This window comes from Nocardia sp. NPDC056000, from assembly GCF_042269265.1.
GTDB lineage: Bacteria > Actinomycetota > Actinomycetes > Mycobacteriales > Mycobacteriaceae > Nocardia.
Map to the genome: position 1 here is coordinate 788,021 of NZ_JBHJXS010000002.1, position 18,084 is coordinate 806,104.

At 66.7% G+C, this 18,084-nt stretch carries 17 protein-coding genes; 6 read left to right on the plus strand and 11 right to left on the minus strand.

All coding sequences use genetic code 11. From position 1 onward, the window contains the following. Positions 1-30: 30 nt before the first annotated feature. The 4 genes from ACFC4D_RS08210 to ACFC4D_RS08225 form a co-directional block, all read right to left on the minus strand. Entirely contained in the window at positions 31-1,821 is a 1,791-nt protein-coding gene (locus ACFC4D_RS08210; RefSeq protein WP_376062205.1) for an MFS transporter, read from the minus strand. Between the two features lie 51 nt (positions 1,822-1,872). Then, on the minus strand, positions 1,873-2,844 hold the full coding sequence (locus tag ACFC4D_RS08215) for a lipase family alpha/beta hydrolase (RefSeq protein ID WP_376062206.1): 972 nt from the start codon (positions 2,842-2,844) through the stop codon (positions 1,873-1,875). A gap of 115 nt (positions 2,845-2,959) precedes the next feature. Next, positions 2,960-4,471, minus strand: a complete 1,512-nt coding sequence (locus tag ACFC4D_RS08220; RefSeq protein ID WP_376062207.1) for a class I adenylate-forming enzyme family protein — start codon at positions 4,469-4,471, stop codon at positions 2,960-2,962. A 54-nt stretch (positions 4,472-4,525) separates the two neighbouring features. Further along, a complete protein-coding gene (locus ACFC4D_RS08225) occupies positions 4,526-5,509 on the minus strand; it encodes an NADPH:quinone oxidoreductase family protein (RefSeq protein WP_376062208.1) in 984 nt (327 codons plus the stop codon). Between the two features lie 174 nt (positions 5,510-5,683). Between ACFC4D_RS08225 and ACFC4D_RS08230 the strand changes: the two genes are divergently transcribed. After that, a complete protein-coding gene (locus ACFC4D_RS08230) occupies positions 5,684-6,841 on the plus strand; it encodes an acyl-CoA dehydrogenase family protein (RefSeq protein WP_376062209.1) in 1,158 nt (385 codons plus the stop codon). On the opposite strand, the gene ACFC4D_RS08235 is transcribed toward ACFC4D_RS08230, so the two are convergent. Then, positions 6,842-7,213 carry a DUF4267 domain-containing protein gene (locus ACFC4D_RS08235; RefSeq protein WP_375963354.1) on the minus strand — a complete coding sequence of 124 codons (372 nt, stop codon included), beginning with the start codon at positions 7,211-7,213 and terminating at the stop codon, positions 6,842-6,844. Between the two features lie 149 nt (positions 7,214-7,362). Here ACFC4D_RS08235 and ACFC4D_RS08240 point away from each other — a divergent pair, with 149 nt between their 5' ends. Then, complete coding sequence (locus ACFC4D_RS08240) at positions 7,363-8,292, plus strand: LysR family transcriptional regulator (protein WP_376062210.1); 930 nt, start codon at positions 7,363-7,365, stop codon at positions 8,290-8,292. A 46-nt stretch (positions 8,293-8,338) separates the two neighbouring features. Here ACFC4D_RS08240 and ACFC4D_RS08245 read toward each other — a convergent pair whose 3' ends face one another. Then, positions 8,339-9,310 carry an SDR family NAD(P)-dependent oxidoreductase gene (locus ACFC4D_RS08245; protein ID WP_375963360.1) on the minus strand — a complete coding sequence of 324 codons (972 nt, stop codon included), beginning with the start codon at positions 9,308-9,310 and terminating at the stop codon, positions 8,339-8,341. A gap of 193 nt (positions 9,311-9,503) precedes the next feature. Between ACFC4D_RS08245 and ACFC4D_RS08250 the strand changes: the two genes are divergently transcribed. The 3 genes from ACFC4D_RS08250 to ACFC4D_RS08260 all read left to right on the plus strand — a co-directional run bounded on the left by ACFC4D_RS08250 (position 9,504) and on the right by ACFC4D_RS08260 (position 13,661). Then, positions 9,504-12,950: an error-prone DNA polymerase gene (locus ACFC4D_RS08250; RefSeq protein WP_376062211.1), complete on the plus strand. Its 3,447-nt coding sequence runs from the start codon at positions 9,504-9,506 to the stop codon at positions 12,948-12,950. A 78-nt stretch (positions 12,951-13,028) separates the two neighbouring features. Further along, positions 13,029-13,421 (plus strand): RidA family protein, encoded by a 393-nt coding sequence (locus tag ACFC4D_RS08255; protein WP_376062212.1) that lies wholly within the window; start codon positions 13,029-13,031, stop codon positions 13,419-13,421. Between the two features lie 9 nt (positions 13,422-13,430). Beyond that, entirely contained in the window at positions 13,431-13,661 is a 231-nt protein-coding gene (locus ACFC4D_RS08260) for a DUF167 domain-containing protein (protein ID WP_375963368.1), read from the plus strand. 6 nt (positions 13,662-13,667) lie between these two features. Here ACFC4D_RS08260 and ACFC4D_RS08265 read toward each other — a convergent pair whose 3' ends face one another. Together ACFC4D_RS08265 and ACFC4D_RS08270 are read right to left on the minus strand one after the other, a co-directional pair. Continuing rightward, complete coding sequence (locus tag ACFC4D_RS08265; RefSeq protein ID WP_376062213.1) at positions 13,668-14,042, minus strand: hypothetical protein; 375 nt, start codon at positions 14,040-14,042, stop codon at positions 13,668-13,670. 193 nt (positions 14,043-14,235) lie between these two features. Continuing rightward, entirely contained in the window at positions 14,236-14,700 is a 465-nt protein-coding gene (locus ACFC4D_RS08270; protein WP_376062214.1) for a tRNA (cytidine(34)-2'-O)-methyltransferase, read from the minus strand. A gap of 147 nt (positions 14,701-14,847) precedes the next feature. Between ACFC4D_RS08270 and ACFC4D_RS08275 the strand changes: the two genes are divergently transcribed. Further along, a complete protein-coding gene (locus ACFC4D_RS08275; protein ID WP_364646513.1) occupies positions 14,848-15,093 on the plus strand; it encodes a DUF3017 domain-containing protein in 246 nt (81 codons plus the stop codon). 75 nt (positions 15,094-15,168) lie between these two features. Here the strand turns inward: ACFC4D_RS08275 and ACFC4D_RS08280 are convergent, their stop codons facing one another. The 3 genes from ACFC4D_RS08280 to ACFC4D_RS08290 all read right to left on the minus strand — a co-directional run bounded on the left by ACFC4D_RS08280 (position 15,169) and on the right by ACFC4D_RS08290 (position 18,020). Continuing rightward, positions 15,169-15,330 (minus strand): hypothetical protein, encoded by a 162-nt coding sequence (locus tag ACFC4D_RS08280; RefSeq protein ID WP_364646027.1) that lies wholly within the window; start codon positions 15,328-15,330, stop codon positions 15,169-15,171. 189 nt (positions 15,331-15,519) lie between these two features. Further along, a complete protein-coding gene (locus ACFC4D_RS08285; RefSeq protein WP_375963376.1) occupies positions 15,520-16,674 on the minus strand; it encodes a homoserine O-acetyltransferase in 1,155 nt (384 codons plus the stop codon). After that, positions 16,671-18,020 (minus strand): bifunctional o-acetylhomoserine/o-acetylserine sulfhydrylase, encoded by a 1,350-nt coding sequence (locus tag ACFC4D_RS08290; RefSeq protein ID WP_364646033.1) that lies wholly within the window; start codon positions 18,018-18,020, stop codon positions 16,671-16,673. The genes ACFC4D_RS08285 and ACFC4D_RS08290 overlap by 4 nt, the downstream gene beginning before the upstream one ends. Positions 18,021-18,084: the final 64 nt, after the last annotated feature.

Sequence of the window (18,084 nt, forward strand, 5' to 3'; positions counted from 1 at the left end):
GCGGCCGCACCGGCGCGGTTCGACTGTGGCCTAGGCGGTTTCGGCCGCCAGCAGTTCGGCCCGGACGGCCGCGCGGTGCCGTTCGGCGTCCGCGCGTCCCGCCGCCGGGCTCCAATGGCCGGTCAGCAACCAGATGGACGGCAGGAACAGCAGTTGGGCCGCGAAGCACAGCCACCACAGCCGTGCCCACTGATCGGGTGAATCATGTGCCGCGTCGCGCACTTCGGCGGCGTGCACGGTGAGATAGGCCAGATCGTCCTTGGGCACCGCGCTCGCCGCCCGCAATGCGGTGGCGGCCGCCGCCACCCGGTTGCCGGTAGCGGCCAGGAATTCCCGGTCCGGTCCGGACAGTGCCGCCGGATTCTGTTGCCGCTGTAGCGAGAACACTCTGCCGACATCGGCCGCGGGCAAGTTCGCCAGTTGTCCGAGCGCCTCCGCCTGCACCGCGGGATCGTCCGGCCGCGTGGACAATTCGGCTTTGACCGCCGGGCTGAGTCGTTGCAGGGTGGTCAGCTCCGCCGCGTATCGGGTGGCGAGTTCGTGCACCCGCGGTCCCGCTTCGACCAGGGTGTTCGCCGCCGGGATCAGGAAGATCAGCGCGGTGAACCCCGCCGCGACCGCGACCCGCACGCTCGCGCCCCAGATGGCCAAGCCGGTCGCCGTCGCGGCGGGATTGCGCGCCTCGACCGTTTCGGTGAAGGCCGCCATCCAGGCCGCGAAGGTCATGCCCGAACCGATCGCGATGACGAGAATGATCATCGCGAAGTAGTAGTAGCTGGTATCGCCCGCCCGGGTCGCGATGGCGAACCAGGCGACGCCGATCGCGCTGACCAGACCCCCGGCCAGCATGAACGGCTTGCGCACCCGGAACAGATCGGACAGCAGCCCGAAGATCACCAGGGTCAGCGCGTTCGCGATCCAATACCAATTGGCCAGCGCGTTGGCCCGCGCCTCGGTATAGCCGTAGGTGGTCACATAGAACAGCACGAAGAAGCCGACGGACAGGTAGTAGAACAGCAGATAGCTGCTGATCGCCAAGGCGGGCAACACGATTCGAACATGCAGCAGCTGCCGCCAGTGTCCGCGCAATGCCTGTTCCGGATCGATGCCGCGGGCGCGGGCCTCCAGCAGGGCGCGATCGTGGATGCTGACCATCAGCTGATCGCGCAGCGCCGGTGCGAGTTCGCGCAGCCCGACGAACGCGACGGCGAAGACGATCCAGCCGACGATGCCCGCGACCTGGAATTGGAACTGCCAGCGCGGATGGTCGTCCAGGGTATTGCTCGAGATGGCGGTGGCCAGCAGACTGCCGAGCACCGGGCCGAGGGTCCAGAACCCCATCGCCGAGGCGCGCCCCAATTGCGGGGAGAAATCCCTGATCAGCGCCGGTGTGGCGACGAGTATCACCCCTTCCACGCCGCTGATCAGTACGAACACGATCAGATACGAGGTTTCGCCGTGCACGTTCGGTGCGGCGAACAGCATCAGCAGCGATACCAGCGCCAATCCGTAGACCACGAGATTGGCCCGGCCCCACCGATCCGCGAGTCCGGCCGCCAGTGAGCCGATCGCGCCGATCGCGCCGCCCGCGATCTGGATGACGATGAAGTAGATCAGCGACATATGCAGGTCGGCAATGATTTTCGTGGCGACGGTGCCCTGGGCGTAGAGCTGGTAGTAGAGCACCACGGTGGCGGCGATGGTGATGGCGAGATAGCGGGTGCGGGCGAAAGTGCCGGGGAATCGGTCCAATTGGCGGCCCCGGATGCCCGTCGCGGCGGGGATGGGAGCCGGGTCGGCCGCGATATGCGTACGAGTCATGCTGTACTTCCGTGATCCATTGGTGGAGAAGAGTTTCCGGAGAACGGGAATTCACCCGTTGCGGGGCCGGCCGAAGCAGTTGACCGGCTGGGCGTGCTCGGGATCCAGCGCGTTCAGAACGTGTTGCAGGGCAACGGGATCGGAGGACGCGCCATTGTGTTCGAAGATCGAGAGCGGGCATTGGTCCTGCACCACGATGTTGGTGACATTGGCCGCGATGGGGCCCAGTCCGCTGGTGTAGGGCACGACCAGCTCGTCGTAGCGGGTCATGATGAACGTGTATCGGATATCGGGTTGGTAGGCCACGCCGGAATTCAGCGCCGCCAGGAAGTTCGATCCGGCGGTCAGCTGCACCGCGGCCCCGGAGCCGGTGTCGATCGCGAATTGCTGTGCGCGGTCCCATAATCCGACGCGGGACAGCAGTGCGCCCAGCAGCGCGCCACCGTTGGCGTGGGTGCCGTTGTTGATGGGGGTCAGGTTCACCGATTTGGCCACCTTGTCGGCGCCGCCGAGGAATTTGATGTACCAGCGCGGCATCACGGTGCCCTCGGAATGCCCGACGAAATCGACGCGTTCGGCGCCGGTCGCGGCGAGCACTCGATCGACGAACGGCGCGAGTTGGTTGGTGGCCGAATCGATCATGTCCCCGAGGCCCGGCACCGTGTTCAGCGGTGCGGGCAGCCGGGATTCCATGCCGTAGTTGAGCGCGAACACGCAGTAGCCGTTATTGGCCAGCAGCGGGGCGAGCGATGCCCAGTCCGCGGCCTGCGTAGCGGTGAGGCCGTGCAGCAGGATGACGGGTTCGGGGTGTTCCGGGGTGGGGCGGCAGGACCAGTCATTGGCGCCGGGCGGGGACGCCGGGTCGAAATAGTGGGTCAGACCTTCGCCGAGGCCGTAGGGCACCGGATAGGCCGGTGCGGCCACGGCCGTGTTCGTGGTGGAAAGCGCTGCGGCACAGGCGAATGCGAAGGCGGTCAGTAGGCGGCGGGTGCGGTTGCGGCGGGTCGATGTGGCGGTCGGCATGGGATCTCCTGGAACGTCGTTGAGCCTGTTCCATTCGTAGCAGGCTTTACCTGTTGGTAATGCCTGTTTGGAGAAATCGCAGATAACTTTGACCTTAGATGGAACTCAGTTGTAACTATGTTCCAGTCGACTCGATGGTGAGCGCATCCCAATCGACCGCGCGCTTGAGCACCTTGCCGGTCGGCCCGATCGGCAGCGCGGCCACGAACGCGAAGCGGTGCGGCACCTTGTACGCGGACAGCCGTTCCTTCGCCCACGCGCGGATCTGCTCCGCGTTCAGGTCGTGGCCGGGCATCGGCACCACGGCCGCGGCGACCTCCTCCCCGTGATGCGCGTCCGGTATGCCGATGACCGCCACCGCGGCGATACCGGGATGCCGGTACAGCACCTCCTCGACTTCGCGCGGGTAGACGTTGTAGCCGCCGCGAATGATCAACTCCTTGAGGCGATCGATGATGAACAGGTAGCCGTCGAAATCGAGATAGCCCAGATCGCCGGTGCGCAGCCAGCCACCGGACAGTTCGGCGGCGGTCGCGTCCGCCCGCCGCCAGTACCCCTTCATGACGCTCGGACCGCGCAGGTGGATTTCGCCGACCGTCCCGATGCGCACCGGCACGCCGTGCGTATCGCGAATCTCGATATCGGTGCCGGGCAGCGCCTGCCCCGCCGAACCCGGCGGATGTGTGCGCCCCGGGGCCTGATACGTTGCCGCGCCGGTGGATTCGGTCAATCCATAGCCCTCCAGGATGGTGCACCCGAACCGCGCCGCGAACGCCTCCACCACCTCCCGCGGCAGCGCCGCGCCACCGGACGCCGCCAGTCGCAGACCGCGCAGATCAGCCGCGCCGAAATCGCCCTCGGCGTGCAGCATGGCGTTCCACATGGTCGGCACCCCGGCCACCACGGTCAGCCGGTGATCGCGAATGAGTTCGAGCATGGCGTCCGGGGTGAACTTCTCCAGCAGTGAGAACGGACAGCCGATATTCAGCGCGGTCAGCAGCGCTACCGCCTGCCCGAACACGTGGAACAGCGGCAGGCCGGTGCCGAGCCGGTCATCGGGCCGCAATCCGAGCTGTTCGGTGTAGACCCGGGCGGTATGGCTGAGATTGGCGATGGTCAACTCGACGCCCTTGGGTTTACCCGTGGTTCCCGAGGTGTAGAGCAGGACCGCCGTATCGTCCGGCTCGCGCGAGATCGGTTCCGGCAGAGCGTATTCCGAAATCATGCCGATATCGGGTGTGAGCGCCATATATCGGACGCGGCGAGCGGTGGACGCGGCGGCCGCGGCGGAGGCCGCCGTGCCGGAATGCCAGGCCGCGATCAGCGTCGCCTCCGAATCGGCCAGCACCCAGTCGATTTCGGGTGCGGTGGCCATGGTGTTCATGGTGACGACGATGACCCCGGCGAGCTGCGCGCCGAGATAGGCGATCACGAATTCCGGCCGGGTCGGTGCGATCAGGACCATTCGATCACCGGCGCGGAGACCGGAACCGCGCAGTATGCCGCCGAAACGCGCTGCCCGGCTTATCAGTTCGCCGTAGCTGAGGTCATCGGATGGTGTCCGCAGTGCGATGCGCTCCGGCTCGTCGGTGGCGTACTGCCAGATCCGGTCGACGATATTGGCCATGACGGGGTACTCCTCGGGATGTGGACGGCCGTGCCGGGTGGTGGCGGGCGGGGCTCACGGCTGGACGATGACCCGGCCGACGGTCGAGCCGCCGCCGAGCCGGGTGAGTCCGGCGGGCAGATCGGCCAGTGCGATCAGACTGTCGATCACCGGGGCGATCAGGCCCTTGTTCGCCAATTCGGTGAGCGCGTCATGCGCCTCGACCACCGCGCGGTGACGCTGCTCGCGGTACAGCCCCCAGTGCAGTCCGAGAATCGAATAGTTCTTCACCAGTGCGTGATTGAGCGCGGGCGCCTGCACCTTGCCGCCTGCGAACCCGACCACCACGATGCGGCCGTCGAAGGCGACGCATTTGGTGGAGCGCGCATAGGTGTCACCGCCGACCGGGTCGTAGATGACATCCGCGCCCTGTCCGTCGGTGGCCGCGCGCACGGCGGCGACGAAATCCTCGGTCGTGCGATCCACCACGATGTCGGCCCCCTGGGAGCCCGCGATCTCGGCCTTGTCCGCGCCGCCCACCACCGCGATGACCTGAGCGCCCGCGGCTTTGCCCAATTGCACCGCCGCACTGCCGACCCCGCCCGCCGCCGCGTGCACCAGCAGCGTCTCACCGCGCTGTAGCGCCGCGCGGTGGTGCAGGCCGAACCAGCCCGTCTGATAGGCGATATGGAACGCGGCGGCCTGCGCGTCCTCGAGGACCGCGGGGGCCAGGAACGCCTCGGTCGCGTTGACGACGGCGAGTTCGGCGAACGCGCCGTGCGGCATGGCTGTCACCCCGATGATCCGATCGCCGATCCGGAACTCGCCGGTGCTGGAACCGGCGGCGATCACCTCACCGCAGAGTTCGACGCCGGGTGTGAACGGCAACTCCGGGCGGACCTGATACTCACCGCGGCACATCAGCACATCCGGGAAGTTGGCCGCCGCCGCGCGCACCCGGACCAGCAGTTGACCGGGCCCGGGGGTCGGATCGTCGAGTTCGGTCCAGCTCAGCGCCGTCGCGGGCTCGCCCAATTGTGTTATCTGCCAGGCCTTCATAGCTGTCTCCGTCGAGTGTGAGCCTTTTGGAACATATCGACTGTAACGTTCCATACGCCTGGAAGCGCTGTCAACGGGTATCTGCTGATAGGGATGGCATTTCTGTGCGATATCTGGCGCATCGCCGTGATCTATGTTTACTATCAGGTAAAGCTTAGGAGATTCGGAGAACCCATGCGCAGAACCGTGTACGACGCCGACCACGAGACCTTCCGCAAGACCGTCCGCGCCTTCATCGAGTCCGAAGTGGTTCCGGTGCACGAACAGTGGTTCGAGGCGGGTATCGCGCCGCGCGAGTTCTATTACAAGCTCGGCGAATTCGGTGTCTGGGGCATCGAGGTGCCCGAGGAATACGGTGGCGCGGGCGTGGAGTCGTTCAAATTCCAGGCCATCCTGATGGAGGAGGCGCACCGGGCCGGGGTCTCCTTCGGCGGCTCCGGCGTGCATACCGGGCTGTGCCTGCCCTATCTGAAGAAACTGGCCACCCCGGAGCAGAAGGCGCGCTGGTTCCCGGGTTTCGTCACCGGTGAACTCATGTTCGCCATCGCCATGACCGAACCCGATATCGGTTCCGACCTCGCCGGAATGCGCACCACCGCAAAGCTTTCCGAGGACGGCACGCACTATGTGCTGAACGGGTCCAAGACCTTCATCACCGGCGGCGTGCACGCCGACCGGGTGATCGTATGCGCCCGCACCGCCGCGGCCCGGCCCGATGACCGGCGCTTCGGGATCTCCCTGCTCGCCGTGGACGCCGCGTCCGACGGCTATCGCGTGAATCGCAAGCTGGACAAGCTGGGGCTCAAGACCTCCGACACCGCCGAGTTGAGCTTCACCGAGGTGCGGGTGCCCGTCGGCGATCTGCTCGGCGAGCAGGATATGGGCTTCTCCTATCTGGGCCAGAACCTGCCGCAGGAGCGCCTTTCGATCGCGGTGGGCGCATACGCCCAGGCCAAGGCCGCGATCCGCTTCACCACCGAATACGTCAGGGAGCGAACCGTTTTCGGTACTCCGGTGGCCGGATTCCAGAACACCAAATTCGAGCTCGCGGCCTGCCGGGCCGAGGTCGACGCCGCGGAAGCGGTGGTGGATCGCGCGCTGGACGCCCATGATGCCGGTGAGCTGACTGCCGCCGACGCCGCATCGGCGAAGCTGTTCTGCTCCGAGGTCGCGTCCCGGGTGATCGACCGCTGCCTGCAATTGCACGGCGGCTACGGCTTCATCAACGAATATCCGATCACCCGCCTCTACGCCGATAACCGGGTCAACCGAATCTACGGCGGCACAAGCGAAGTCATGAAAATGATCATCGCCAAGGAGATGAGACTCTGATCAGAGGGCGAAAAGCAGTGCGGCGCTGATGAGTACGACGACCGCGGTGGCGAAATGGATGCCGAAGGCGGCGGCCTTGGTGCCGCCGTTGCGCAGCACGATGGCGCAGTCGCCGAACGGGGTCAGCGCGACGGCCAGCATGAACCAGGCCTCGGCCGAAGCGCCCGCGAAGGCGAGGATCGCCAAACCGATGACGCCCGAGGTGATATCGCGCAGACCCTTGACGGTCAGATAGGGGCCCGCGTCCCCGTCGGCGCGCGCCGGAACGCCGAAGGCCGTCGCCGCAGTCTCGGGGATGAGCAGGAACCGCACCCCGATGAAGATGATCGTCAGATCGAGCACGATGGCCAACCCGTAGGCGAGGACTGTCACTGTTTTCTCCCGGTTCCGCGGTCGTGCGACCGCGCCTCCAAGGATTCGGAAAGCGGGTTCCCGGAACAATGGCGGGTTGATCAATCATCCATTAGCCACGCTGAACGATCGGCCGGAACAAAACCCGTGCCCACGGCGTAGTCACTGCGATGGAACGGTACGAGATAGAAGCCTTTCTGGCGTTGGCCGATGAGCTGCACTTCGGCAGAACCGCACAGCGGCTGCGGGTTTCGACCGGCCGGGTCAGTCAGACGATTCAGGCGCTGGAACGGCGGTTCGGCGCACCGCTTTTCGAGCGCACCAGTCGCCGGGTGGCGCTGACCCCGGTCGGGAAACAGCTACTGGACGATCTGCGCCCGGGGCACGATCTGGTCCAGCGGGCCATCGAACGCGCGACCACGGCGGGCCGGGGGATGCCCGGTGTGGTCGAGGTCGGCTTCGGCAGTGCGGGCGCGGGCGTCTTCCTGATGGAGGCCGCGGACCGGCTCACCGCCGCGAATCCGGGTGTGGAGGTTCGGATTCGGGAATTGCCGCTCTACGGGGGAGCGGCGGCACTGCACGACGATCTGGTCGAGATGGTGCTGGCCTGTCATCCCATGGTGGAGCCGGGGCTCGTCGCCGGGCCGGTACTGCGGACCCTGCCCCGGCTGCTCGCACTGCCGCGCACGCATCCGCTGGCCGCGCGTGATTCGGTTTCGCTGAACGATCTGGCCGATATCCCGTTGATCGGCGTACCCGATTCGACGCCGTCCGAGGTCGCCGCCGATCGGACGCCGACCCGCACCCCCGATGGCAGGCCGATCCGGCATGTCATGTCCGCCAGCACATTTCAGGAGGCGATCAGCCTGGTCGGCGGTGGCGCGGGGGCGTTCGTGCTTGGCGACGAGGGTTCCTGCTACCGTGCCTACCCCCGCGTCACCTACCTGCCCATCGATGACGCGCCACCCCTGCAGGGCCGTCTGGTCTGGCGTGAATCCCGGGAGAACGCCCGCATCCGGGCGTTCAACGAGGCGGCGCTGGCCACCAGTCGGGGCGATTGCCGCCGACCGCGGGGGACGGAAATGGTCACCGCCTGCTGATATTCCCGCGGATATCGCGGCCGTCGGCGCCGCGAAGGGCCACCGCTCACCAGTGCGTGCCGGGCACCAATCGCGCGGCTCGGCGCAGGGCCGTTCCGGTGACCCGGATGGCGGGCGGCACCGTGCGACGGCGACGTTGCGGCACCACGATCTCCACCTCGGTGGTCTCCGGTTCGACGACCGTTTCGCCTTTGGCCGCAGGGGAATCCGGGATGGCGCGGTAGTAGCGGTGCAGGGCCCGCTCCTTGATCGCGGGCGCGACCAGATTGCCGTATTCGGCGAGTGTTCCCAGCGGGACGTCGATGCGCCGCGGCCGTTCGCTGAGCGCGCGCACAATGGTCGCCGCCGCCCACTCGGGTGACTGGGTGGGGGTGCCCTGATCGCCGCTCGGGGTGATCATCGGGGTGCGCACCAGCGGCATGTGGATGGTGGTGAAAGTGATGTTGTCGGCGAGCATTTCGGCCGCGGTCACCTCCGCGAACTTGTCCAGCGCCGCCTTGCTGGCGAGGTAGGCGGCGAAGCGCGGTGTCGCCACCTGCACGCCCGCGCTGGAGATATTCACGATGTGCCCGAACTTGCGCTCACGCATCTGCGGCAGCAGCGCCAGGGTCATGCGCACCGCGCCGAAGTAGTTGACCGCCATGGTCCGTTCGAAATCGTGCATGCGATCGGTGGACCGGTGCACGGCGCGCCGGATGGACCGGCCCGCATTGTTGACCAGCATGTCGACGTGACCGTGCTGGGCCAGGATGAGCGTGATCGCCGCATCCACCGAATCGGCGTCGGTGACATCGCACTGATAGCCGTGTGCCTCACCGCCGTTCGCCTTGATCTCGTCGACCAGGGTGGCGAGTTCATCGCCGCGCCGGGCCAGCAGCAGGACGACCGCGCCCTTTTCGGCGACGGCCAGGGCCGCCGAGCGGCCGATTCCGGAGGACGCGCCGGTAATGACAATGTGCTTGCCGGTCAGGTCGCGGCGGGCGCGCCGACGGGCCAGGTAACCCGAGGTATCGGTCATCACTGCTCCCTTGCAGATCGAATTGCCTAGAACTTACTCCTAAGTAAGTTCCGGTGCCAGAAGAAGGTGGCGGGTGTCTCGGACACGCCGGAGCGGGCGCTATATAGACCGTTCGGTCGGGTCTCCTATACTGCCTGAATGGATCGAATGTATGTTCGATCAACGCTGGTGATCAAGGTAGTGAGGAGGGGCCGTGGGCTGGCATAACGGTCCGCCTACCTGGGCGGAACTGGAGCGCGTGCTCTCCGGCCGCCCCGATCCGGCCCGCCGCGTCGAAGGCGACGGCGGCGACAGCCCGGCCTGGTCCCGCAAACGCGAGAAATACGAAGCCGGAACCCTGGCCCGCACCGCCGGACCCACCGTCCCGTACGCCGAACTGCACACCCACTCCGCCTACAGCTTCCTCGATGGCGCCTGCCCGCCCGAGGAACTCGTGGAGGAGGCGGTACGGCTCGGCCTGGAAGCGCTCGCCCTCACCGATCACGACGGTTTCTACGGCGTGGTGCGCTTCGCCGAAGCGGCCCGCGAATGGGGTATGCCCACCGTCTTCGGCGCGGAACTCTCGCTCGGCACCGCCGCCCGCGCCGGGGCGCATCTCGCTCCGCGTGGGCGGCGTGCGCGGGGCGCTGCCGTCAATCCCGAAGTTGTGAGTGGCGATGGCGCATCGGTCAAGCGTGGTCCGGGGCGTGCGGGCCGCAGCCGCGAAAGTGGCGGAGGCGCAGGGGAATCCGTATGGGCCGATTCCGCGCCGCGCACCGGTGCGCCCGATCCGGTCGGACCGCATCTGCTGATCCTGGCGCGCGGGCAGGAGGGGTATCGGCGCTTGTCGCGGGAGATGGCGGCGGCGCATATGGCGGCGGGGGAGAAGGGCATTCTGCGGTACGACCTGGACCGGCTCACCGAGGCGGCGGGCGGGCACTGGCATGTGCTCACCGGCTGCCGCAAAGGGACTGTGCGACAGGCGCTCACGCAGAGCGATGCCGCCGCCGAGGGCGCGCTGCGCGAGCTGATCGAGCGATTCGGGGCCGAACATGTGAGCGTGGAGCTCACCCACCACGGGATTCCGGAGGACGATGAGCGCAATGCCCGGCTCATCGCGCTCGCGGATCGGCTCGGACTGCCCGTATTGGCAACCACCGGAGCGCATTTCGCCGCACCGCCGCAGCGCCGCCGGGCCATGGCGCTGGCCGCCATTCGCGCCCGCTCCTCGCTGGACGAGATGGCGGGCTGGCTGCCGCCCACCGGCGGCGCGCACCTGCGCTCCGGGGCGGAGATGGCGCGTTTGTTCGCCGACCATCCGCGCGCGGTCGCCAATGCCGTTGCGCTGGCCCGGGAATGCGCCTTCGATCTGCGTTTGATCGCACCGCAGCTGCCGCCGTTCGACGTACCCGAGGGGCACGATGAGGACTCCTGGCTGCGCGAGCTCACCATGCGGGGCGCGGGCCGCCGCTACGGGCCGCGCGCGAGCAATCCGAAGGCGTATCAGCAGCTCGACCATGAGCTGGAAGTGATTGCGCGGCTGAAGTTTCCGGGCTACTTCCTGGTGGTGCACGATATCGTCGACTTCTGCCACACCAATGACATCCTCTGTCAGGGGCGGGGATCGGCCGCGAATTCCGCCGTCTGCTACGCCATCGGCATCACCAATGTGGATCCGGTCGCCAATAAGCTGCTGTTCGAACGCTTCCTGGCCCCGGAGCGGGACGGGCCGCCCGATATCGACGTCGATATCGAATCGGATCGGCGCGAGGAGGCGATCCAGCACGTCTACGCCAAATACGGGCGCGAGTACGCGGCGCAGGTCGCCAATGTGATCACCTATCGCGGCCGCTCCGCCGTGCGCGATGCCGCGCGCGCACTGGGTTTCGCGCCCGGACAGCAGGACGCCTGGAGTAAACAGGTGAGCCGATGGACCGGCGTCGCCAAGGAGGAGCACACCGACATACCGCCGGACGTGCTCGGGCTGGCCGGTGAATTGGAGGGTCTGCCAAGACATTTGGGCATTCACTCGGGCGGCATGGTGATCTGCGATCGTCCCATCGCCGATGTCTGCCCGACCGAATGGGCGCGCATGCCCGGGCGCAGCGTGCTGCAGTGGGATAAAGACGATTGCGCCGCAGCGGGTTTGGTGAAATTCGATCTGCTCGGGCTCGGCATGCTCTCGGCGCTGCACTACATGATCGACCTGGTGCGCGAGCACAAGGGCGAGAGCGTGGAACTGCATCGCCTGGATCTGACCGAGGCCGCGGTGTACGACATGCTGTGCCGCGCCGATTCGGTCGGTGTCTTCCAGGTGGAATCCCGTGCGCAGATGGCGACGCTGCCGCGCTTGAAACCGCGCAACTTCTACGACCTGGTGGTGGAGGTGGCGCTGATCCGGCCCGGGCCCATTCAGGGCGGTTCGGTGCACCCGTACATCCGCCGCCGCAACGGCCGCGAAGCGGTCGTCTATGACCATCCGGCACTGGAGAATTCGCTCGAACGCACGCTCGGCATCCCGCTGTTCCAGGAACAGCTCATGCAGATGGCCGTGGACATCGCCGGATTCACCGCCGCCGAGGCCGATCAGCTGCGCCGTGCCATGGGCTCCAAACGCTCACCGGAGAAGATGGAGCGCCTGCGTGAACGCTTCTACACCGGTATGCGCGAGTTGCACGGCATTACCGGGGAGAAAGCCGACCGGATCTACGAGAAGGTGTACGCCTTCGCGAATTTCGGCTTCCCGGAAAGTCATTCGCAGAGTTTCGCCTCGCTGGTCTTCTACTCCTCCTGGTTCAAACTGCATCATCCGGCGGCGTTCTGCGCGGGGCTGCTGCGCGCCCAGCCGATGGGTTTCTACTCACCGCAATCGCTGGTGGCCGATGCGCGGCGGCACGGGGTGGTGGTGCACGGACCGGATATCAACCACAGTCTGGCCGAGGCGACCCTGGAGGAACGGGGTATGCGGATCCGGCTCGGGCTGGCGTCGGTGCGCGGTATCGGCACGGAATTGGCGGAACAGATCGTGGCGGCCCGCGAGACCGGTCCCTACGCGTCCTTCCTGGATCTCACCGGGCGGGTGGAATTGACTGTGCCGCAGGCGGAATCGCTGGCGACGGCGGGCGCGCTGGACAGTCTCGGTGGCACCCGGCGTGAGGCGCTCTGGGCGGCGGGGGCCGCGGCGGGAGAACGACCCGACCGCCTCCCGGGTATGGGCGCGGCCGTCGACGCGCCCGCCCTGCCCGGTATGAGCGCCCTGGAGCTGGCCGCTGCCGACGTCTGGGCCACCGGTGTCTCCCCGGGCAGCTATCCGACCGAATTCCTGCGCTCCCAGCTCGATGCGCTCGGGGTCGTCCCGGCCGATCAACTGCTCGGAATCCGCGACGGCACAAGGGTTCTGGTCGGCGGTGCGGTCACCCACCGCCAACGCCCCGCCACCGCGGCGGGCGTCACCTTCATCAACCTGGAAGACGAGACCGGCATGGTCAACGTCGTCTGCTCGGTCGGCCTATGGGCCCGCTACCGCCGCCTGGCCCAATCCGCCCCCGCCCTGCTGATCCGCGGCCGCGTCCAGAACGCCGAGGGCGCGGTCACCGTCGTGGCGGATCACCTCCAGCGCATGAACCTCCGCATCGAAGGCCGCTCCCGCGACTTCCGCTGACGGCGAACGCTGTCACACCCGGGATGATCACCTCGTCTTACCCGTGTTGCCGCATAGCACCGACCCGAGGAGACGACCGTGACCATCGAACTCATCAACCCCGCCGACCTGCATGATCCGACCGGTTTCGGCTACAGCCATATCGCCCGCGTCAGCGGCGAACTGGTGTTCATCGCGGGCCAATACGATTCCGACGAACACGGCCACACCACCTCCGAGGATTTCACCACCCAGGTGGATCGCGCCTTCGAGAACCTCGGCAAAGCCCTGCGCACCGTAGGTCTCGACTACGCCGACGTAGCCCAACTCCGCACCCACATCGTCGACCACAACCTGGATAAACTGGCCATCCTGGGCAAAAAGATCGCCGACCTCTGGGGCGACCGCCCACCCGCCCAAACCCTCACCGGCGTAGCCGCCCTCGCCCTTCCCGGCATGCTCTTCGAGGTCGACGCCATAGCCGTCCAGTAAGGAGCGCTCATGCCCACGGTGGTCCGGGCGACAATCAAACCCAACAGCAAAAAGGGACCCCTCGTGGAAACCCTCGACGACGGCACCCTCCAGCTCTACGTCCGACCCCCCGCCGTCGAGGGCAAAGCAAACAAAGCCGCCATAGCCCTCCTGGCCACCCACTACGGCGTCCCCAAATCCGCCGTAACCCTCACCGCCGGAACAACTTCCCGCTTCAAACGCTTCGAAATAGCCGACTGACCGGCCTCAGAATTCGAGCTCGTCCCACGTGATGCGAATGGGGAACGGGAAGTCGAATGCGATGCCTTCGGTGTCGGCGGGGGTCCACTCTCCCGCGATCACGTAGTTGTCCGCCCGGAGCGGCTGCACGCCATTGGGCAATGGCCCGGAGTCGGTCGCGAGACCGAAGATACGCACCATGGCGATGGCGCTGGTCTCTGAGGCCAGCGTGACTTCCCAGTACCAGGGAATTCCGGCATCGGCGTAGCGACCGCGCACCGTCTCCCTATCGAACTGTGTGTTCGAGGGGGAGAGGATCTCGCCGACCACGATCGCATCTGTGGCGCGAATATCTTGGTACGGGCCATCGAGACAGCGATGAACCAGGAAATCCGGGGTCATGAAGCTGGATTTTCCGGTGGTGACGTCCGGTGAACACCTGATGCTCGCCGGGGTCGCGACGATCCGGGAAGTCCGATTGCTGCGTATACGGAAATGCCACGTTGTCAGGGTAATCAGGCACGTCCGTAGCTTCGGGGCTTTTCGCAGCTAGGACGGTTTCATCCCCATTGTCGCGTGTCCCGGCGGTATGGCACTACACCGCGCCCGGGAAACCCTGTTGGCGCCAGGCTTCGTAGACCGCGACGGCGGCGGCGTTGGAGAGGTTCATGGAGCGGCGGCCGGGGAGCATCGGGATGCGGAGTTGCTCGGTGACCTTGGGGTCGGTGAGCACTTCTTCCGGGAGACCGGTGGGTTCGGGGCCGAAGAGGAGTACATCGCCGTCGCGGTAGGCGATATCGGTATTGCGGGTGGTGGCGGCCGCCGTGAAGGCGAAGACGCGTTCGGGTTTGATGGAATCCCATGCGGCGGTGAGGTTTTGATGCACGGTCACCGAGGCGAGGTCGTGATAGTCCAACCCCGCCCGGCGTAGCTTGGGCTCCGATAGGTCGAAGCCGAGGGGTTCGATCAGGTGCAGTTCGCACCCCGTCCCCGCGGCCAGCCGAATGGCATTGCCGGTATTGGGCGGGATACGAGGCTCGAAGAACACCAAATGAAACACGCCCACCAGCATCCCAGAGCCCGACAACCGCACTGTTCGCAGCCCGTTCGGCGCGGGCTGGTTAAGCTCTGACGCGTGAGTCCAGCCCATGCCGCTCCCTCAGGTCCCAGCAGCCGATTCGGTCAGGCCGTGCGTGATCATCTGCCGATGGTGGTGATCGGGGCGGTGCTGGTGGTGGCGGTGGTGTTTCTGGCGTGGGATCGGTGGCGTAGGGGGACGTTCTTCTTCGGGGGGGCGGCGTTGCTGGCGGCGGGGTTTCGGTTGATGCTGCCTACCGAGCGGGTGGGGGTGTTGGCGGTGCGGAGTAAGCCGTTCGATGTGGCGTGGTTGACGGTGATGGGGAGTGTGATCATCGTGCTGGCGGCGACCATCAACAGTCTCGGGGTCACCTAGGCCGCGACGAAAGATTCCCCGGCAGCGGCGAACGCTCCGGGGAATTGCGGTGTACGGGGGAACGTCGTAGGAGCGTCAGGCGGGGGTGAGGCGGCGGCCGAGTTCGCGGCGCAGGATTTCCTGGTCCGGTAAACGGTGTAATACGCGCAGCACGGCGGGACGTAACTCGTGCTGTTCCTCGTCGGAGAGCAACGCGACCAGATCGCGCAGATCCATGTCATCGAAGGCTGCTGTCATGTTGCATACCTTACGACGACGCACCGATTCAGTCACGAAATCGGCGTGTCGGTTACCGAGGTGTCATCGGTGCGAAACCGACAGTGCGTCAAGATAATTCAGACGAAACAGGTATGACTCATGGGAGAACCCGCGGTCATTGCACCGCGGGAATTCCGTAAAGACCCGTCAGCCCCGTGCGTCACACCGTCAGCCGCGCGCCGCGCGCGCCAGCTCCATGGTCTCCGCCATGAGCTTGCTGACCGCCTCGGTCTCGGTCAGGAAGCCGTCGTGCCCATCGCGCGAATGCACGATCTCCAGGCCCTTACAGCCCGGCAGCAGATCCGCCAGCTCCTGCTGATTGCGCAGCGGGTACAGCCGATCCGAATCCACGCCGCCGACCACGACCGGCACCGGCGTACTCTGCAACGCCGCCTCGACGCCACCGCGCCCGCGACCCACGTCGTACCGGTTCAATGCCTCGGTGAGATAGACGTAGGTCGCCGGATCGAAGCGCGAGATGAGCTTGTCCGACTGGTACTCCAGATAACTCTGCACCGCGTAACGCCCACCCTCCCAAGGGTTTTCATCACCCTGGGCATGGTTCTCGAAACGGTGGTCGAGTTCGGCCTCGGCGCGGTAGGTCAGATGCGCCATGCGCCGGGCCAGACCCATACCGGTCATCGGGGCGCGCCCGGTGCCGTAGTAGTTACCGCCCTGCCAGTCCGGATCGGACTTGATGATGGCGATCTGCGTGGTCTGCTGCCCCAGCTGATCCGCGGTGGCGCGGGCGCTGGCCGCGAGCACCAGCGCCGCCCCGACCCGTTCCGGATAGCCGATCATCCACTCCAGCACCCGCATACCGCCCATGGACCCGCCGACCACGGCGGCCAATCGGTCGATGCCGAGCAGATCGAAGAACTGCGCCTCCGCGGTCACCTGATCGCGAATGGTGTACTCGGGAAACCTTCCGCCCCAAGCCTTTCCATCCGGAGCCAGCGAGGACGGGCCGGTGCTGCCCTTACAGCCGCCGAGCACGTTGATGGCGATGACACACCATTCCCGGGTGTCGACGGCCTTACCGGGACCGATGGTCCCGTCCCACCAACCGGCGGAGTCGTGATGCACATCCGCCGGGCCGACCACATGCGAGTCACCGGTGAGCGCGTGCTCGACGAGCACCACGTTATCGGCGGTCGGGGATAGTTCGCCCCAGCGTTGCACGGCCAGCGTCACATCGGGAATGACGGCCCCGGTCTCCAGCGCGACATCCCCGATGGAGAAGCTGGCGAGCGTCCCGTCCGGCGGCGGTAGTAGCGCCGCCGCGGTCGGGACGGTGGTCTTCGAATCCGTATCGGCGGTCAACTCGCGGCCGCCGTCAGTCCGTTGCGCAGATCCGCCAGAATGTCGTCGATTCCCTCGATGCCCACGGCCAACCGCACCAGACCTGGGGTGACGCCGGAAGCGAGCTGCTCCTCGGGCGTCAGCTGGGAGTGGGTGGTTGAGGCGGGGTGGATCACGAGCGAACGCACATCCCCGATGTTAGCGACATGGCTGTGCAGCACCAGAGCGTCCACGAACTTCTTGCCCGCATCGATTCCGCCGGCCAGCTCGAACGACACGATCGCGCCGACGCCCTTGGGTGCCAGTTGTTTGCCACGCTCGAACCAGGGGGAGTCGGAAAGCCCCGCGTAGTACACCTTCTCGACGCCCGGCTGCTGCGTCAGGAACTCCGCGACCGCCTGCGCGTTGGACACGTGCCGCTCCACCCGCAGGCTCAGCGTCTCGATGCCCTGTGCGATCAGGAACGCGTTGAACGGCGCCACGGCCGCACCCAGATCGCGCAGCAGCTGCACGCGCGCCTTGAGCGCGTACGCCGGTGCGCCCAGATCCGCGAAGACCACACCGTGGTAGCTGGGATCGGCGGTGGTGAAGCCCGGGAAACGCGGGTTGCCGTCGGCGTCGGTGACGGTCCAGTCGAAGGTGCCGCCGTCCACGATCACGCCCGCGACGGCAGAACCGTGCCCGCCCAGGTACTTGGTCGCCGAATGCACCACGATGTCCGCGCCGTGTGCGAGCGGCTGGATCAGGTACGGCGTCGCGACCGTGTTGTCCACGATCAGCGGTACACCGGCGGCGTGCGCGACGCCCGCGATGCCCGGGATATCCAGGATCGAGCTGCTCGGGTTCGCGACGGTCTCGCCGTAGAACGCCTTGGTATTGGGCCGCACGGCCGCTTCCCACTGCGCCAGATCATCCGGATCGTCCACGAAGCTGACCTCGATGCCGAGCTTGGGCAGCGAGTAGTGGAAGAGGTTGTAGGTGCCGCCGTACAGGTGCGGGCTGGACACGATGTGATCGCCCGCCTGCGCGAGGTTCAGGATCGCGTAGGTCTCCGCGGCCTGTCCGGAGGCCAGCAGCAGGGCCGCCACACCGCCCTCCAGCGCCGCGATGCGCTGCTCAACCACGTCCTGGGTGGGGTTCATGATGCGGGTGTAGATATTGCCCGGTTCGGCGAGCCCGAACAGCGCGGCGGCGTGATCGGTATCGCGGAACGCGTACGAGGTGGTCTGGTAGATCGGCAGGGCGCGCGCGCCGGTGGCGGCGTCGGGGGCTTGGCCGGAATGGACCTGCCTGGTCTCGAAGGACCAGTTGCTGGGATCCGTATCGCCGTTCGCGGGGGAGGCGGAGGGCGCGGTCGAGTCACTCATGTCGTGCTCCAGGTGGAAAGGTCGCCGGAATCGGCGGAGGCGGACGTTATCGGAAGGCGAATTG

Excerpts from the sequence above, each read along its gene's own strand:
- ACFC4D_RS08215 (WP_376062206.1), bottom strand. The coding sequence starts at position 2,844 with ATGCCGACCGCCACATCGACCCGCCGCAACCGCACCCGCCGCCTACTG.
- ACFC4D_RS08275 (WP_364646513.1), top strand. The coding sequence starts at position 14,848 with ATGGTGGTGATCGGGGCGGTGCTGGTGGTGGCGGTGGTGTTTCTGGCG.
- ACFC4D_RS08260 (WP_375963368.1), top strand. The coding sequence starts at position 13,431 with ATGCCCACGGTGGTCCGGGCGACAATCAAACCCAACAGCAAAAAGGGA.
- ACFC4D_RS08265 (WP_376062213.1), bottom strand. The coding sequence starts at position 14,042 with ATGACCCCGGATTTCCTGGTTCATCGCTGTCTCGATGGCCCGTACCAA.
- ACFC4D_RS08240 (WP_376062210.1), top strand. The coding sequence starts at position 7,363 with ATGGAACGGTACGAGATAGAAGCCTTTCTGGCGTTGGCCGATGAGCTG.
- ACFC4D_RS08225 (WP_376062208.1), bottom strand. The coding sequence starts at position 5,509 with ATGAAGGCCTGGCAGATAACACAATTGGGCGAGCCCGCGACGGCGCTG.
- ACFC4D_RS08210 (WP_376062205.1), bottom strand. The coding sequence starts at position 1,821 with ATGACTCGTACGCATATCGCGGCCGACCCGGCTCCCATCCCCGCCGCG.
- ACFC4D_RS08245 (WP_375963360.1), bottom strand. The coding sequence starts at position 9,310 with ATGACCGATACCTCGGGTTACCTGGCCCGTCGGCGCGCCCGCCGCGAC.
- ACFC4D_RS08290 (WP_364646033.1), bottom strand. The coding sequence starts at position 18,020 with ATGAGTGACTCGACCGCGCCCTCCGCCTCCCCCGCGAACGGCGATACG.
- ACFC4D_RS08280 (WP_364646027.1), bottom strand. The coding sequence starts at position 15,330 with ATGACAGCAGCCTTCGATGACATGGATCTGCGCGATCTGGTCGCGTTG.
- ACFC4D_RS08220 (WP_376062207.1), bottom strand. The coding sequence starts at position 4,471 with ATGGCCAATATCGTCGACCGGATCTGGCAGTACGCCACCGACGAGCCG.
- ACFC4D_RS08230 (WP_376062209.1), top strand. The coding sequence starts at position 5,684 with ATGCGCAGAACCGTGTACGACGCCGACCACGAGACCTTCCGCAAGACC.